Below are 16,769 nucleotides of genomic sequence, written 5' to 3' on the forward strand. Positions count from 1 at the left end.
TTTGGATTAGATAGACATTCTAAAACATAAAAAAACCCTGAAACAAAAGTTTCAGGGCTTTTCCAAAGTTTAGTTAAGAAGTGCTTCAAACTTCTTGTTTTGGTAATCTATAACACTTAAAGCCATCGAATAATCCAGAAGAAATTTTATGGTTTCTTCTTTTGGAACGAGATTTTTATTCACGTCGTCCACACGTGATATTTTAGAGTAAAATTTTTGCATAGATTCTTGTTGTTTAATGGTTTATTTCCAAATAACGCAACAAAAATCATATTATTGTATCAATTGGTTAATATAATATTATGTTTATCAATAACTTTCCTCAAATTTATAAGAGCATATCGCATTCTACCCAAGGCTGTATTGATGCTAACACCTGTTTGCTCGCTAATTTCCTTAAAGCTCATGTCTTTATACATACGCATAACTAAAACTTCTTTTTGATCTTCAGGAAGTTCTTCAATCAGTCTTCGGACATCATCTTCTACCTGTCCTTTAATAATTTGTTTTTCAGCATTTAAAGAACTGTCACTTAAAACAGAAAAAATATTGAAATCATTATTATTCTCGAATTTAGGCATGCGATTGCTTTTTCTGAAATGGTCTATTACCAAGTTATGTGCTATACGCATAACCCACGGAAGAAATTTTCCTTCTTCATTATAACCACCTTTTTTAAGTGTTTTAATAACCTTAATAAAAGTGTCCTGAAATATATCTTCAGATATATCTCTGTCGTAGACTTTTGAATAAATAAAGCTGTAAATTCTTTGTTTGTGGCGTGTTATTAATTCGCCAAGTGCAGATTCATTACCCTTAATATAAGCGCTTACCAAAAACGCGTCAGTGTTCGTTTGTTGCTCCATACCAATACTTACTAAATAAATAAACAACAATGATTTGGTTGTTTAATAAAATGTTTATTTGTTAAAAGTAAAGGTCAGCTATAGGCAATAATTTATAAATAAGACGTTGTAAAGCGTAAATATAACAACATTCGCTTCACAAAAGCAAAAAAATGCTTAAAATTTTCTATAATAAATAATAATATCGGCAAAAGTGTGTTGCTCAAACCTATATAGTATCTTTGCAATCCCGATAGCAAGTGGGAATAAAAAAGAAAGATATTACATTGAAAACAGAAACTGTAGATACTAAGAACAACATCCTTATTCAAGGGGCAAAGCTTCACAATCTAAAAAATATAACCGTTGCTATACCCCGAAATAAATTGGTGGTTATTACCGGACTTTCTGGAAGTGGTAAATCCAGTTTGGCATTCGATACGCTTTACGCTGAAGGGCAACGCCGCTATGTAGAAAGCCTTTCGAGTTATGCGCGTCAGTTTTTAGGAAGACTAGACAAGCCTAAAGTTGATTCTATTAAAGGTATTTCTCCTGCTATTGCTATTGAACAAAAGGTAAATTCAACAAATCCAAGATCTACCGTAGGTACTTCCACCGAGATTTATGATTACCTAAAATTACTTTACACGCGAATTGGAAAAACAATTTCTCCAATTTCAGGAAGAGAAGTAAAAAAAGACACCACTTCCGATGTAATAAAATTCATCAAAACCTTTTCAGAAGGCGAAAAATTATTGCTCCTCGCTCCTATTCATCTTGAAGAAGGACGAACAATGGAAAATAAAATTCAAGCCCTAGCGCAACAAGGTTATGCTCGTGTAAAAGTTAAAGATGAAGTGATACGCATAGATGAGTTGAAATCTTTTCCAGAAAAAATTGATGTTGTTGTAGATCGCGTTATTACAAAAAATGAAGAAGATTTTTACAACCGTCTTGCCGATGCAGTTGAAATAGCCTTTTTTGAAGGTAAAGGTGAATTGTATATTGAGGAGCTATCTTCTAAAAAAATCACTGAATTTAACAATCGTTTTGAAGCTGATGGGATGTCTTTTATGGAACCCAACGCTCACTTGTTTAGCTTTAACAATCCTTACGGCGCTTGTCCCGTTTGTGAAGGTTATGGCGATGTAATTGGGATAGACGAAGATTTAGTAATTCCAAATACTGCCCTTTCTGTTTACGAAAATGCTATTTTCCCTTGGCGTGGTGAAAGCATGAGCTGGTATCGAGATCAGTTGGTGAATAACGCTTATAAATTCGATTTTCCTATTCACAAACCTTGGTTCCAACTTACTGATGAACAAAAACAATTGGTTTGGGAGGGGAATAAGTACTTTGAAGGCTTAAACTCATTCTTTTCATTTTTAGAATCGAAGAGTTATAAAATTCAAAATCGTGTAATGTTATCACGTTACCGAGGAAAAACGAAATGTGCTACTTGTAAGGGAAAACGACTTCGTCCTGAAGCTAGCTACATAAAAATAAACAATACTTCAATTCAAGAATTAGTTGAGCTACCACTTGATAAGCTTGCCAATTTCTTTAAAAACCTTGAATTATCAGAATACGATGCTAAGGTAGGAAAGCGCTTATTATTGGAAATCAACAATCGCATTAGCTTTTTAAGAGATGTTGGTTTAGGCTATTTAACTCTTAATCGTAAATCGAATACACTTTCTGGTGGAGAGTCGCAACGAATAAACCTCGCTACATCCTTAGGGAGTAGCTTAGTGGGTTCTATGTATATATTAGACGAACCTAGTATCGGACTACATCCAAAGGACACAGAAAGGCTTATTGTGGTGTTGAAGGCATTACGCGATTTAGGAAATACTGTGATTGTTGTAGAACACGATGAAGATATTATGAAAGCTGCCGATCAGATTATAGACATCGGCCCTGAAGCTGGAACATTTGGAGGTGAGGTAGTAGCTCAAGGAAATTATAAAGAGATACTAAAATCTGATTCGCTTACTGCAAAATACCTCAATGGCGAGATGGAAATTGAAGTTCCGAAGAAACGCCGGACTTCAAAAAATAAAATTTCTATTACCGGCGCCAGACAGAACAATTTAAAAAACATCGATATTACCTTTCCGCTCAATGTTTTTACAGCGGTAACTGGTGTTTCTGGAAGTGGAAAAAGTACCTTGGTTAAAAAAATACTATACCCTGCCCTACTGCGTGAAATTGGTGGTTATGGTGAAAAACCTGGTCAGTTTTCTGAAATCAGTGGAGATTTCAATACCATAAAAAGTATTGAATTTATAGATCAAAACCCAATCGGTCGTTCTAGCCGAAGTAATCCAGTTACCTATATTAAGGCGTACGATGATATTCGAAATCTATTCGCCTCACAAAAACTATCGGACATACGCGGATTTAAACCAAAACATTTCTCATTTAACGTGGATGGCGGTCGATGCGAAACCTGTAAAGGTGAAGGTGAAGTAACTGTAGAAATGCAGTTTATGGCCGATGTACATTTAGTATGTGATACTTGTAATGGCAAGCGCTTTAAAAAAGAAGTCTTAGAAGTTACATTTCAAGATAAAAATATAGACGATGTTTTAAGCATGACGGTTGATGATGCTGTGGCTTTCTTTGGCTTACACGCACAATCAAAAATTGCTGCAAAACTACAGCCCCTACAAGATGTTGGACTTGGTTATGTACAATTAGGACAAAGCTCTTCTACTCTTTCAGGAGGAGAAGCACAACGTATTAAGCTTGCTTCATTCCTGGTAAAAGGAACTTCAAAAGAAAAAACAGTATTTATATTTGATGAACCTACCACGGGGCTGCATTTCCACGATATTAAAAAGCTACTCGCTTCTTTTTATGCTTTATTAGAAAAAGGACATACAGTAATTGTGGTAGAACACAATCAAGACCTTATTAAATGCGCCGATTATATTATAGACCTCGGTCCTGAAGGAGGAGAAAATGGAGGACAAATTGTAGCTCAAGGCACTCCAGAAGAGGTAGTAAAAAGCAAAAAATCATTTACTGCTGCATATTTAAAAGAGAAGCTATAATTTTTCTAATTTGGCATACTATTTGAAATCCAACTAACAGAAACTTTTAGTTTTTGGTTGGTTAGTTTTAAAAACCCGTTGCAAATGGTAATACATTTCAGCGGGTTTTTTTTGATCAATAAAATACAAGCTAAAGTAAATACAACACCCCCTCCCAATCACTTCTCTCTATTCTCTATTCTCTTCTCTCTGTTCTTTTCTCTCTATTCTCTATTCTCTATTCTCTCTTCTCTCTTCTCTCTGCCCCCTCAACCCCCACTTGATAATCAACACTTTAAAACTTTGGCACGGTCGTTGAATAATCTAAAACGTACCGAACTACCAAAGAACTTAGAGAAAGTACAAACCTTTAAATCTTGACCTTATGAAAAACTTAGCACTTATCTTCAGCATACTTTTTATGGGATTATCTGCTACTGCAGCATCGCCAGAAAGTGAAAACAATATTAGAAGAAGTTATGACGGCAACGCATACATCTTCGTAGAAGGCGATGTAGAGTTTTCTGTCTTCCCAGATGGACAATTCGATTTCGTTTATATCGGACCTCAAAAAGGTTCTAATGTAACTATAACCTCCCGAAACGTTAATATAAGTTTCAACTCAGGGTATAATTATGACGCTTATGTTCAGTACGACGATTATGGAGCGGTAATTCAGGTAGAAAATGTACCAATTTACTACGACGAATACGGACGTATTATTCAAGCTGGGAATGTAGATATTCGTTATAACAACCGACGTCTAGTGCGTGTGGGTGGCTTACACGTAATTTATAACCACTACGGTCATTTTTCACATGTAAGCGGGTATATAAACCCTTACAACAGATATTACGTTTACCGTCCGTGGCATGATTATTATGCTAGACCACTCTATACTCATTGTGTAGTTTACGACAGACCTTATAGAAGATACTACAAGCCTGTACGATATAGTTACCACGAACACATAGTGTATTACAAAAAGAGTCATAAAGTAGCATACCAAAATGGTCGTAGAGATTTTTATCGTCCTGGAAGCCGTGTATATGATAAAAGAGGAAGAGCGTCTATTAACAAAGACTTCAACCCAAATAGAGAAAACACTATGATTTCTAACAATACTAGAGTTAAAAACTCGGTTAGAAATAACGATAGATCAAACAATGCTGTACGTTCAAACACAAGAAGCAATACAGTCAAAAGAGATGTAAGCACTTCTAGTAGAGGTGCCGTAAAAACTGATAGAAACGTTAGAAATAGTAGCGTAAATGCTAACAGTGATCGCAACAAGAAAAGTGTTTTAACTCGTACAAATAACAACACACCTGTTAAGAGCTCGAACACTAGAACAAGAAATGTGGAGCAAAGAAATACTCCTAAAGCAGTAAAAAGCACTAGAAGTAATACCAGCAGATCTACAACAGTTTCACAGAATAGAAACAGTTCTGTTAAAACACAAACTAGAAATGTTTCAACAAATAAAAGCGACAGAACAGGAACTAGAAATAAATCTCAAGCTCCTACGCGCACCACAACAAGCCGTAGTACTTCAGTAAAAAAATCTAGTGCACCTGCTCCTAGCAGAACAAAAGCAAATACCTCAAGAGGAAGTTCTTCAAGAGAATCTAATTCTAAAGGATCTAGAGGAAGAGGATAAAAATAGTTTTTTGGTTGGTTTGTTAACCCCTCGTAATTCACAAAACGTGAAACTCGGGGGGTTAGCTTTTTTAATTTAGATTTAAAAAATTCAGAATTCGGAATTCAGAATTCAGAATTATGATTTTAGAATTTGTTGTTTGGAGTTTGAATTTTGAAATTTTTTCTCTACCAACTCCCCACTCAACACTAGAAGTTAGAAATTAGAAGTTAGAAGTTAGAAAATAGAATTACGAATTTGGAATTTGTTATTTGGAATTTGTTATTTGTTATTTGGAATTTGGAGTTTAATACTTCTCTAATAACTACCAACTATCCACTCAATACTAGAAGTTAGAAACTAGAATCAAGACTTCAGTCTAGCATCTTAAATCTCACGTCTCAAATCTTTTATTAATAATGCTTTTGGAATTTGGTATTTGGAGTTTGGTATTTGGAGTTTGGTATTTGAAGTTTGGTATTTGGAATTTGAATTTTAAAATTTTTTCCCTACCAACTACCACTCTCCACTAGAAGTTGGAAATTAGAAGTTAGAAGCTAGAGTCAGAAGTCAGGAGCCAAGAGCCAAGAATCAAGACGAAACGTCTAGAATCTAGCGCCTCAAATCTTATTAGTTACGAATCAAGAATTACGAATTTGGAATCTGGATTTTGGAATTTGGAATTTGAATTTTAAAATTTTTCCCCTACCAACTACCAACTCAACACTAGAAGTTAGAAATTAGAAGTTAGAAGTTAGAAGCTAGAGTCAGGAGCCAAGAATCAAGACGAAACGTCTAGTATCTAGCGTCTCAAATCTCACATCTCAAATCTTTTATTAATTATGTTTTTGGAATTTGGAGTTTGGAATTAATCTTCTTCACTACCCACTCCCAACTAATTATTACCAACTACTAACTCCCCTCTCACTACTAGAAGCTAGAAGTTAGAAGTTAGAAACTAGAAACTAGAATTACGAATTTGGAATTTGGAATTTGAATTTTAAAATTTTTTCTCTACAAACTAAAAACTAAGGATTTCCTCCATCGGCAAACTGGACTTCGTATAGGTTTCTATAGAATCCGTTTTCGTTTTCTAGGAGTTCGTGGTGGGTGCCTTCTTCAACAATTTTACCAGCATCCATAACGATAATTTTATCGGCTTTTTTAATTGTCGCTAATCGGTGAGCGATTACAATAGAAGTACGGTCTTTTGTGATTTTATCGGTAGCTGTTTGAATCAGCTCTTCAGAATAGGTATCTACAGACGAAGTAGCTTCATCCAGCACTAAAATACTTGGTTTGCTTACATAAGCACGTAAGAACGAAATTAACTGTCGTTGCCCCGAAGAAAGCATACTTCCGCGTTCTTTTACGTTGTAGTTATACCCCCCTGGCAAACTTTCTATAAACTTGTGAACCCCGATTTCTTTAGCTGCAGCTATAACCTCATCTTCGGTGATGTTTGGATTGTTGAGCGTAATATTGTTGTAAATAGTATCCGCAAAAAGGAACACATCCTGAAGTACAACAGCTATCTGACTCGTTAAAGAGGCTAAGGTGTACTCTTTTATATCGATATTATCAATTTTAATCACTCCGCTATTTATTTCGTAAAAACGATTTAGCAGATTGATAATTGTAGATTTTCCTGCTCCTGTAGCTCCCACTATGGCAACGGTATCCCCTGGATTCGCTTTAAAAGAAATACCTTTTATTACCTCTTCCCCTTCAATATAACCAAAATGTACATCAACAAATTCTATTTCACCCTTAGTGTTGGTGTAGTTTATAGTTCCATTGTCTTCTATATGCGATCTGGTATCTAAGATCCCGAATACGCGGTTTGCAGCCACCATTCCCATTTGCAGGGTATTGAATTTATCGGCAATTTGCCTAAGAGGTCTAAAAAGCATTTCGGCATACTGAATAAATGCCGTTATAATACCTAGGGTTACAGCTCCTCCTCCAATTACATTTAATCCACCGTACCAAACTACAAGACCCGTTGCAATTGCACCTGCCATTTCCGCAATAGGGAAAAATATAGAGTTATACCACACGGTACGAATCCAAGCAGTTCGGTGTTTTTTATTAATTTCCTGAAAGCGTTCGTATTCTGTTTTTTCTCGAGTGAAAATTTGTACAATCTTCATCCCTGTGATTCGCTCTTGAACAAAGGAATTTAAATTGGCTACTTGGTTACGAACATCTTCAAAAGCTACTTTCATCGCTTTTTGGAAGACGCGAGTCGCATACAAGATAAAAGGCAATACGATAAATACTATAAGCGATAATCGCCAACTTTGTGTAAGCATAAACCCTGCAATAACTAGCATTTTTAGTAAGTCGCTAATTATCATAAACAAGCCTTCGCTAAAAATACTGCTTATGGTTTCAACGTCGTTTACTGCACGAGTAGTAAGTCTTCCCACCGCACTTTTATCGAAGTACTGCATTTTAAAGCTTGTCATTAATCGGAAAAGCTTTTGTCGCATATCCCGAATAACACTTTGTCCGAGCCAGTTGGTGTAAAAGATAAAAGCAAATTGAAACACCACTTCCAGAATTAGCACCACTAGCATTAGAATAACGTAGGTCATAAAGCCTTCGCTATCTTTTGGTACTATCGAATCGTCTATGGCTAGTTTTAAAAGATAAGGACGCAGAACCGCCAAACCAGACATAACAATTGCAGCAAAAGCAACAAATATGAAGATGCCTCGGTAGGGTTTAGTAAAGCTCATTAATCGTTTAAAGAGCTTAAAATCGAATGCGTTGCCTTTGTTTTCTGACACTAGTTACTTACTTGATTTATTTTTAAAATTAACGGTAGAAGTCTTTAGCTATAGACCGTTTGTAATGCGCTAATTTGGATTTAAATACCTCGCCTAAAAATTAGATTTTATGCGACTTGCAAATTTAGGGCTTTTGGATGTATTAGACCAAGATAAAGTTTTGTTGGTTTGGGGTGAATTGAAAAAAAGCATTATCACCATAAAAACTCCAAATTGAACATTTATTGTGCGAACGCAAGTTGGATTCTAAAAGGTTTTGAAGAGATAGTTGAATAAAAAAGATTTGAAATTTATTAAATTTAGTAAGAGTAATTATACTTAATGATGAAGAGTTTGATAAAAACAAGAAAAAACTAGCTTCTATAAATGGATAATAACTTATCTATTAAAATTTTTGAATTATAATTTTCAATAACAAACTCTCTCCCCTCTTTCCCCATTTTTTTAGCCTTTTCAGGATTTTTAATTAGTAATTCTATACAATCAGCAAAAGCTTTAACATCATTTTCCTTAACAACAAATCCAGTTTTGTTTGGCACTACCCCATATTTCATACCACCAACATCCGAGACAATTACAGGCAATTCCATGGCCTGAGCTTCTTGAATAACCAATCCCTGATTTTCTGCTCTACCATCAACTTTATTATAAATACCTGGTAAAATAAAGGCATTAGAATCATTAAAAACATCAATAATATCTTCCTGAGTCATAGCTCCTAATATCTCTACGGTATTAGAAAGCTCTAATCTATCTATTTCTATTTCAAGTTGAGTTTTAAGCTCACCACTACCTATAATTTTTAGTGATATATCATCAAAGCCTCTACTTATAAGCTCTTTAATTATGGTTGGGAGAAGCATAGCCCCTTTAAAAGGTACAAGTCTTCCACAATAAACTAACTTAAAACCACCTAATGAATTTAATTTTGATTCTTTTTTTCTAAATAAGGAACTGTCTAATCCAACAGGTAATATAGAGACATTAGTCAAACTTGAATTAACCTTATCTAAAATTTCTTTTGTATATATTGTGTTTACTGTAAAATGATTCGCCTCCTCAAATAACATTCTATACTGTAATTTATATGCTTCAGTTTTTGATGGGTTTATGTCATAGCCATGAAAAGAGACTACTAATTTAGCATCCTGTAAAAATCCTTCTCTTTTATATCTTGCAATACTTTGAGCATTATTTGCGAAATGAACATGAACAACATCAAATTTTTTATTCAACACAAAAAATTTTCGATTATAAAACGTTTTAAGATTTATAGCCTTTTTACCGTATTTTGAATAGTTTAAAGTTTTAAATAAAAGTTTCCAATTTATGTTAGAAAAGTTTTTAATCATTATTAATAAAAAGCTACGCAGCTTCTTAAGTTTACCATTTGGTGGTTTTTCTCTATAAACAACTTTATCTAATAAGTTATATCTAATAATACTTTTATGTAATTTTTGGGGGATTGTCTTTTGGTAGGAATATATATAAACGGAATGCCCTTTATCTATAAGGGAAGTAATCTGATTAACAATAAATGTTTCAGATACCGTAGGAAAAACACCGACAACAACAGCTATATTTAATGACTTTACATTACCCATTAATTATTTTAACAACCAAACTTTTATTGTATCCCTATTTTTTTTATAATCTGAAAATTTAGTTAGCAGCCTACTTAGGTTTCTGAAATATTCTTTAGCTAGCTCTTTCTCTTCAAAGGAACCATTAATTCGATTTAGAGTTTGCCTAGTTATATCCTTTTTCATCATGTGGTAGGCACGTTTATAAAAATCAACTTTACCATACTCTTTGTTGTTTAGAGCATCGGTGTAAATACTTACCACAAAATTAGATTCGGAAATGGCCTTACGAATTCTTTGCACATAACCAAGATTCATCCTTCCTTCTGGCATCCAATGTTGAAAATATAGTCTTTCATCGTACCACATTTTATATCCTAGTAATCGCAATACGTAAGAATATTCTGTGTCACCTCCCGAACTTAGTGAATCTCCTTTTCTACAAGTAAGCAAGGGTTTAAAACCTAAGTTATTTAATTCTAACCAATGGCTTTTTCGTATCACCATTCCTGCGCCATATAAACAACCTTTCTTATTTGTGATATCACCACTTTCTGTTCCTTGCTTAGAAACTGCAAAATACTTTGCATAAGTATCAAACCACTTCGGTCTTTCTTTTTCAAAAACTGCTTCACACCACCCTCCTAAAGCACCAATTTTCGAATCGTTTTCCATGATATCAAAAGCAGTTTGCACATAGCTGTCACAAAGCCAATTGTCATCATCGCAAATTAAAAGATATTCATATTTTGCTTTAGCATAGCCTAATTCTTGAGCATAAGACTTCCCAGGTATTGGCTGACTGAAAGAAGTGTATTCTATCGTTGAAACACCATTATCTCGCCACCAATTATCTGCAAAATCTCTTGTGCCGTCTGAAGAATTATTATCTACCAACACTATTTCGACAGGGCAATGACTTTTTTGCATAGCCAGATGCCTTAAGGTTTCTGCTAACCTAGCCTTACCATTATAGGTGCATATTATAATTGAAACCCCTTTTTGCATTTTAAATCCTGTTTAATACCCTTTTAAAACCATTCTCAAAGACTTTTTTAACAATTGAAATGATTTATAAATCCTCCCTTTATTAGCTCTAAGTTCTGTTGAATTTTGACTCGCTTCTACTTTTCTTTTACCAAACTTATAAGGTATCTCTTTTAGTTTTTCATAATCGTTCTGCAACAAACTATTTTTATAATCCATAAAAATAGGAACAATATCTTCTCTGTTTTCCAAATCGAAATTCTGGTTATAAACCGCTATACTCGGAAAATTTTCCATCTTATAATGGCTATAATGAAAGAAAGCTACAGGAGTAGTTTTATCGTTCACATAATACTTTTCACCACTACTTATAATTTTTCGTTCATGCAGATTCCAATTTGCTACATTATAACCCAAATGCCTTAAAACATAAACTTTATCTAAAAAAGCAGGAGCATAACCTAACCATATCTGATCGTAAAAATAACCTTTCTTTAAATCATGAAATCCATAGGCTTGAACCCTTTTGTCCCACCATTTAATAAATGATTTGATTGGTTCTGTATTATTTACTGCTAGAAACCCAAGATTATAAATACCTGTACGCATCAAATCTTTGTCTTGTGGATGCCCTGTTTCGCCAGTTGGAGAACAGATATGTGGTGTTAACACCATTTCATTTTCTTTCAGTGCATCAAAAACATGAGTAAAAGCTGAGAAAACCTTAATATCTGGGTCTATATACAAAACGGTATTGTAGCTATTATTAAAGAAATGTGTAAATAGCTTTGGTTTTACCACAGTACATATCTCGGCAATGTTATAAGTGTCTTTTATACCTGCAACCAATTCAGGAAATAATTTATGGACCCATAAAATGGTATCAGCACCTAAGCTCTCATAATTTATGCTTGCATTAGGCTCATCAAGTATAGCTATACAAAAAGTTACATCTGGATGATGTTTTTTAAAGGACACTGCCAATGTCTTAGCATGCGCTAAATAATTATTAGCACAAATGGTAAAAGCTAGTTTCATTAAATATTATATATTAAAGAAATCGTTTAATTTTTTTTAATCCTTCCCTCCTATTTTCAAAACTATAACTTAAAAGAGACACATCATTTTTAAAAATATTAGCTACTTTTTTTTGTCTGCTATTGGTATAAAAATTTGAATAATGACTATACCTTTTAGTTTTGTTTTTATGCAGATTAAAAGTTTTATTTATAGAAAGATGTTCTAAAACAAGAGAAATATCGTTTTCAAAATTTTCAAATCTACCAATAAAATCAGGTTTGAACTTTCCTTCAAAATCAAAAAAATCTGTTTGATTTAAAAGATGGTCTCCTAAATACTTCTCAGTAGATCTATCGTTTAAAATTTCAGCAAATTCGTTTGATTTATTTAAGTAGTTATTGAAGCTTCCTTTGATACCAGAATATTTTTGCATCCATAGATAGTCAGAATAAGTTCTGTCCCAAGGATTTCTAATAAATGTAAATTTAAAATAAGTATTCCATTGCTCTTCTGTTACAAGACCCGTTTCTAATAATTGTTTAGAAGTAGCATGTTGCATATGCAATTTACGTATCGGGCACCAACCAAATAAACGTTCATAATCTGGTGGTGTAACTTTAAATTTAACTCCTGGATGAAAAAACTCATTTATACTTGTACCAGCTGTCTTTGGTATATGAATAAAAATACATTTATGTTCGTGTGATATCATAACTTCCAATCATTACAGTTCCATCCCAGAAGTGATTCAACTTTGTTTATATCATTTTTATAAGCTTTCAGTAAAAGTATTTTACTTTCATCATCAATTTTGGACTTGTATTTTATACTATGAGATTTATTGAAGTTATAATTAAAACTTGAATCCGACACATTTAGGAATTTGAAAATTATTTTAAGATATGATTCTTGCTTTTTTAAGAACTCTTCGTATTTAATAAATAGAAGTTGATCACTGTTAAAATATTTATATAAGTTCTCAATCTGTTCTGAATAAAAGCCTCTTTCTTTATAGGATGTAATCCTGTTTTGCAAACCAGAATTACTTTGTGAAATACATGTATAAAAATCTCTTTCTTCATTGTTTCTTGAAACCTCCATATTCCAATGAGAAAATGCTCTATCTACGGGGTTTCTTAAAATAACAATTAACTTAATGTTTTTATTATAATCATAAATTCTTTTAATTGAATCCTTCCACCATATATAAATAGGGGTTATTTCACCAAAAACCTTTTTATCTTCCGCAAAATCAAAAAACTTGTGATATTCTTTATATGATATTTTTCTTTTATTAAAGTATTTATCATTATCAAAAAAATGCAACTCTTTAATTTTTCCCATTCCTATTTCACTATGTTGTCGTAAATAAGAATCTAGTGCAGTAGTTCCAGCTTTTTGAACCCCTACCACTATAAAATCAATTTTATTTCGTTTTAAAAAGAAGTTTTTAAACATCAGAAAACTTTACACTTTCAAAGGTTGAACTTAATAAGAAAGGTGGCCATATTTCATCGTCATGAATTATTTGAAATTTTAAAATGTCATTCATCCTCAATAACGGTGCTTTTATTCTTCCTTTTGCTACTAAAATATTAATTGAATAAACCCCTTTAGATAATTCTAATTTATTATGTTTTACAATAAATTCAATGACGTTATCTATTATTGTAATTCTTTGATTTTCATCACCTTTATTTTCTTCTAAAACAGCTACAGGTCTTTGCTCTTTATCAAAAATAATAATTTTGAAAACCGGTATAAAATCAATTTCTCTTTGGAGTTTAAACTTAAAATATAGTGAAAGATCTTTACCCCATTCTAATTTACTTATTTCTTGCGCCTGATCAACATTCATCAAACTAACTTTCTCAAGTGATATAGTCCCATCATCAAAAACAATATTACTCTCATTATCTGCAAACCTAGTATAATACAAATCAATTGCCTTTCCAACATCATCTCCCTGAAATTGCGCCTTGCCCTGGTCCATTAAAATAATCTGACTACAAATTCGAGAAACCATAGGCATACTATGGCTTACAAATATCACAGCGGTATGTGGTAAAATAGTATCAATGGTTTTAAAACATTTTAATACAAAACCCAAATCCCCAACTGCTAAAACCTCATCTATAATCAACACATCGGGTTCCATTTGTGCGGCTACTGCAAAGCCAAGTCGCACTTTCATCCCGCTACTGTAATTCTGAACAGGCATATCAATAAACTCCCGTATTTCGGCAAAGTCTATTATTTTATCAATCTTTTCGTCTATTTCTTTTTTTGTGAATCCAAGAATAGCCCCGTTGTTATAAATGTTTTCTCTACCGCTAAGAATAGGGTTAAAACCAGCCCCAAGCTCTATTAAAGCGCCAACTCTCCCCCTAATGGTAACCTTTCCTGCATCTGGATTTATAAGTCCGTTAAGGATTTTCAACAAAGTAGATTTCCCTGCGCCATTGTGGCCTATAAGTCCGAGACATTCCCCTCGCCTTAACTCGAAGCTAATATCCTTCACCGCCCAAAATTCCTTTGGCCGCAGCTCTCGCTCGTTTTTGTTTCCAGATAAACCTGAAGCCAAATCCTTCACCCCATACCACAAGCTAGTTTTAAGATCCTTACAAAACTTTTTGGAGAGGTTTTCTACTTTTACTAAAATTTCACTTTCGTTCATTAGATGGTGGTTGGTCTTTGGTCGTTGGTCTTTGGTCGTTGGTCTTTGGTCGTTGGTCTTTGGTCGTTTGTGGTTTATAGTTTGTGAAAAATAGCAATATACTTTTCAAACTTCAACTTTCTATCACTTATTTTATATCTAATCAATTTCAAAATTTTCAATCTCTAAGCAATTACTCCATGTTAGAGACAAACAATGCACAGGAATTTAGAGTTTAGAGTCTAGAATCTAGAATCTCACGTCTCACGTCTAAAAAATCACGCACTCATTCGTTCCACTAAAATTGGTATTGAAATTCTATAGAAAATTAATGCAATAAAAAACAAAGGAATGCAGCAGGCGATTACAATAAAAAAATAAGTGAGGTACGCGGGAGGCATTCCAACAGCAAAATCGCGAGCCGTTAAAATAATTGGCGTAAATGGGTTCCACTCCATTACGGTTTTCATAATTCCACTTTTTGGAATTGCATAAACTACTGGAGTTACATACATTAAAAACTGCAATCCAAAAGTGATCATTCTGCCTATGTCTTTATACAACATCCCTAAAGGGGTGATAAATAAGCCTAATGTAGTTCCAAAGAAAATACCTGCAAATAACACAAAAGGGAAAAGTAAAAGGCTCCAGTTGAAACCAACCCCGTAGAAAAAGATGAATAGCAGCAGCAATATTACTTTTACCGAGCTATTAAAGAGAAGTTTTAAAATTCCCGACATCACCAAGGCTTCTTTAGGGAAATTAATTTTCGATAATATTCCTTTGGCGCTATTAGTACTACTTATTGGCGAGTTGATTGCTTCGGTAATTACGGACCACAACAGTGTTCCTGAAAAAGCATATACTGGATAAGGTATTCCTGTATCAGTTAATTGTACTGTACCGGAGCTATTCAGAAAAATCCAAACAAATGCTGTTGCTAGTGGTGTTACAAACGCCCAGATTATCCCGAGATAACTCTGTCGATATTGTGCTTGTATGTCTCTTTTTGCTAATTGGAATGACAAGAAACGAGACCGACGAATATCTTTTAAGCTATCCACTAAAAGCTTCCCGAGATGTAAATTGTTTTCTTTTTGGTAAACTTTGGTTTCCAAGAATAATTATTTAGACAAGAAATATTTTAATGTAGCTAATATAGGTATTTAAAAAGAAAACTATTGGGGTTGCAATACTAGATATTTTAATGATTATAGCGCTAATAAAGAATAAAAGTAACGTATGTGTTAATCTATAGCTCAAAAGAAATAGAATAATTAAACCGTTAAATATTAATTATAGATATTAATTAATTAACTATCAATACATCATCAGTATAAATAGAAAGGTATCTATGATGATATCCATTTCCTGGGTTATTTACTATGTTTCCTCCACCATGGAATCTCCACTGAACTTTTATAGTCATCAAACCGTTTATATCAACTTTTTTATCTAATGGAAACATAGGGAGTGCAATTTGATAATAACCACTATCATTCAACTTCATTTCAGAATTTGCTATAGGTCCACCATTAACGGTTAATCGAATCTGACCAAATGCTTGTTGATTATTTGGGCTTAACTCCCCGAATAAATTATATGTTACATATACTTTAGACGTTAAAGGTCTTATTTTTATTTCTAACCCTGGTATATCACTCCACTGAGGGTTATGAAAAGTTATATTTTCAGTTCCAAAAATAGTATGGTTCTTTTTAGTCGATTTTGAATAACTTAAAACAGTCCATTTTGAAAGTGTTTTGCTAAATTGTAATGTTACTGAAGAGTTTTCACCAACCAATTTTAGATCAGTTTCCGACGGACATAATATTTTTGAAGAACCCAAGATATAATTGTGTTTAATAGTTATGTCTTGATTTGTAGTGTTTATCAATCTTACAACTTGTCCATCTGCTCCAGGCACTGGGGTTATACTACCTATTGAAATAGGAATTTGAGAATTTGTTACAATTCTATAAACTGAATAGGGTGCTGTAGATAAATCAATATTATTATTAACTCCAGATACAACTAAAGGAACGGGACTTTCTCTTAAAGATATACCTCCATTTACATCTAGAGTTGTTGTAGGCGAGGCAGTGTTTATACCAACTTGAGAATAACCCATAAAAGTAAAACTTAATGTAGAATAAATAAAAGCGAAGGAAATGAGTGTCTGAACATTAAATTTTCTCATAATTAA

The 16,769-nt window shown here is 33.4% G+C and carries 13 protein-coding genes; 2 read left to right on the plus strand and 11 right to left on the minus strand.

Annotation, left to right across the window (positions count from 1 at the left end; translation table 11 throughout):
• Positions 1-69: 69 nt before the first annotated feature.
• Together G3A46_RS07455 and G3A46_RS07460 are read right to left on the minus strand one after the other, a co-directional pair.
• The gene (locus G3A46_RS07455) at positions 70-222 is read right to left on the minus strand and encodes a hypothetical protein (RefSeq protein ID WP_165148262.1); all 153 of its coding nucleotides are present in this window, start codon (positions 220-222) and stop codon (positions 70-72) included.
• 59 nt (positions 223-281) lie between these two features.
• Positions 282-866, minus strand: a complete 585-nt coding sequence (locus G3A46_RS07460; RefSeq protein ID WP_165148916.1) for a sigma-70 family RNA polymerase sigma factor — start codon at positions 864-866, stop codon at positions 282-284.
• Positions 867-1,132: 266 nt separating this feature from the next.
• On the opposite strand from G3A46_RS07460, the gene uvrA reads away from it, so the two are divergent.
• Positions 1,133-3,904 carry an excinuclease ABC subunit UvrA gene (uvrA, locus tag G3A46_RS07465; protein ID WP_165148265.1) on the plus strand — a complete coding sequence of 924 codons (2,772 nt, stop codon included), beginning with the start codon at positions 1,133-1,135 and terminating at the stop codon, positions 3,902-3,904.
• Positions 3,905-4,268: 364 nt separating this feature from the next.
• Positions 4,269-5,543: a hypothetical protein gene (locus tag G3A46_RS07470; RefSeq protein WP_165148268.1), complete on the plus strand. Its 1,275-nt coding sequence runs from the start codon at positions 4,269-4,271 to the stop codon at positions 5,541-5,543.
• Positions 5,544-6,550: 1,007 nt separating this feature from the next.
• Here the strand turns inward: G3A46_RS07470 and G3A46_RS07475 are convergent.
• From G3A46_RS07475 to G3A46_RS07515, 9 genes are all read right to left on the minus strand, one after another.
• Positions 6,551-8,317 carry an ABC transporter ATP-binding protein gene (locus G3A46_RS07475; protein WP_165148271.1) on the minus strand — a complete coding sequence of 589 codons (1,767 nt, stop codon included), beginning with the start codon at positions 8,315-8,317 and terminating at the stop codon, positions 6,551-6,553.
• Between the two features lie 353 nt (positions 8,318-8,670).
• Positions 8,671-9,921 (minus strand): glycosyltransferase, encoded by a 1,251-nt coding sequence (locus G3A46_RS07480; protein WP_165148274.1) that lies wholly within the window; start codon positions 9,919-9,921, stop codon positions 8,671-8,673.
• 3 nt (positions 9,922-9,924) lie between these two features.
• On the minus strand, positions 9,925-10,908 hold the full coding sequence (locus tag G3A46_RS07485; protein ID WP_165148277.1) for a glycosyltransferase: 984 nt from the start codon (positions 10,906-10,908) through the stop codon (positions 9,925-9,927).
• A 12-nt stretch (positions 10,909-10,920) separates the two neighbouring features.
• Complete coding sequence (locus tag G3A46_RS07490) at positions 10,921-11,925, minus strand: hypothetical protein (RefSeq protein ID WP_165148280.1); 1,005 nt, start codon at positions 11,923-11,925, stop codon at positions 10,921-10,923.
• A 13-nt stretch (positions 11,926-11,938) separates the two neighbouring features.
• On the minus strand, positions 11,939-12,619 hold the full coding sequence (locus G3A46_RS07495; RefSeq protein WP_165148283.1) for a sulfotransferase family 2 domain-containing protein: 681 nt from the start codon (positions 12,617-12,619) through the stop codon (positions 11,939-11,941).
• On the minus strand, positions 12,616-13,365 hold the full coding sequence (locus G3A46_RS07500) for a sulfotransferase (protein WP_165148286.1): 750 nt from the start codon (positions 13,363-13,365) through the stop codon (positions 12,616-12,618). Before G3A46_RS07500 ends, G3A46_RS07495 begins: the two co-directional genes overlap by 4 nt.
• Positions 13,358-14,584 carry an ABC transporter ATP-binding protein gene (locus tag G3A46_RS07505; protein ID WP_165148289.1) on the minus strand — a complete coding sequence of 409 codons (1,227 nt, stop codon included), beginning with the start codon at positions 14,582-14,584 and terminating at the stop codon, positions 13,358-13,360. Before G3A46_RS07505 ends, G3A46_RS07500 begins: the two co-directional genes overlap by 8 nt.
• Positions 14,585-14,841: 257 nt before the next feature.
• A complete protein-coding gene (locus G3A46_RS07510) occupies positions 14,842-15,681 on the minus strand; it encodes an ABC transporter permease (protein WP_165148292.1) in 840 nt (279 codons plus the stop codon).
• 191 nt (positions 15,682-15,872) lie between these two features.
• Entirely contained in the window at positions 15,873-16,763 is an 891-nt protein-coding gene (locus G3A46_RS07515; protein WP_165148295.1) for a hypothetical protein, read from the minus strand.
• Positions 16,764-16,769 lie beyond the last annotated feature (6 nt).

This window comes from Aequorivita sp. KMM 9714 (genome assembly GCF_011065475.1).
Lineage (GTDB): Bacteria > Bacteroidota > Bacteroidia > Flavobacteriales > Flavobacteriaceae > Aequorivita > Aequorivita sinensis.

Coding starts and splice junctions, on each gene's coding strand:
- G3A46_RS07480 (WP_165148274.1), bottom strand. CDS start 9,921: ATGGGTAATGTAAAGTCATTAAATATAGCTGTTGTTGTCGGTGTTTTT.
- G3A46_RS07495 (WP_165148283.1), bottom strand. CDS start 12,619: ATGATATCACACGAACATAAATGTATTTTTATTCATATACCAAAGACA.
- G3A46_RS07500 (WP_165148286.1), bottom strand. CDS start 13,365: ATGTTTAAAAACTTCTTTTTAAAACGAAATAAAATTGATTTTATAGTG.
- G3A46_RS07455 (WP_165148262.1), bottom strand. CDS start 222: ATGCAAAAATTTTACTCTAAAATATCACGTGTGGACGACGTGAATAAA.
- G3A46_RS07485 (WP_165148277.1), bottom strand. CDS start 10,908: ATGCAAAAAGGGGTTTCAATTATAATATGCACCTATAATGGTAAGGCT.
- G3A46_RS07515 (WP_165148295.1), bottom strand. CDS start 16,763: ATGAGAAAATTTAATGTTCAGACACTCATTTCCTTCGCTTTTATTTAT.
- G3A46_RS07460 (WP_165148916.1), bottom strand. CDS start 866: ATGGAGCAACAAACGAACACTGACGCGTTTTTGGTAAGCGCTTATATT.
- G3A46_RS07490 (WP_165148280.1), bottom strand. CDS start 11,925: ATGAAACTAGCTTTTACCATTTGTGCTAATAATTATTTAGCGCATGCT.
- G3A46_RS07505 (WP_165148289.1), bottom strand. CDS start 14,584: ATGAACGAAAGTGAAATTTTAGTAAAAGTAGAAAACCTCTCCAAAAAG.
- G3A46_RS07470 (WP_165148268.1), top strand. CDS start 4,269: ATGAAAAACTTAGCACTTATCTTCAGCATACTTTTTATGGGATTATCT.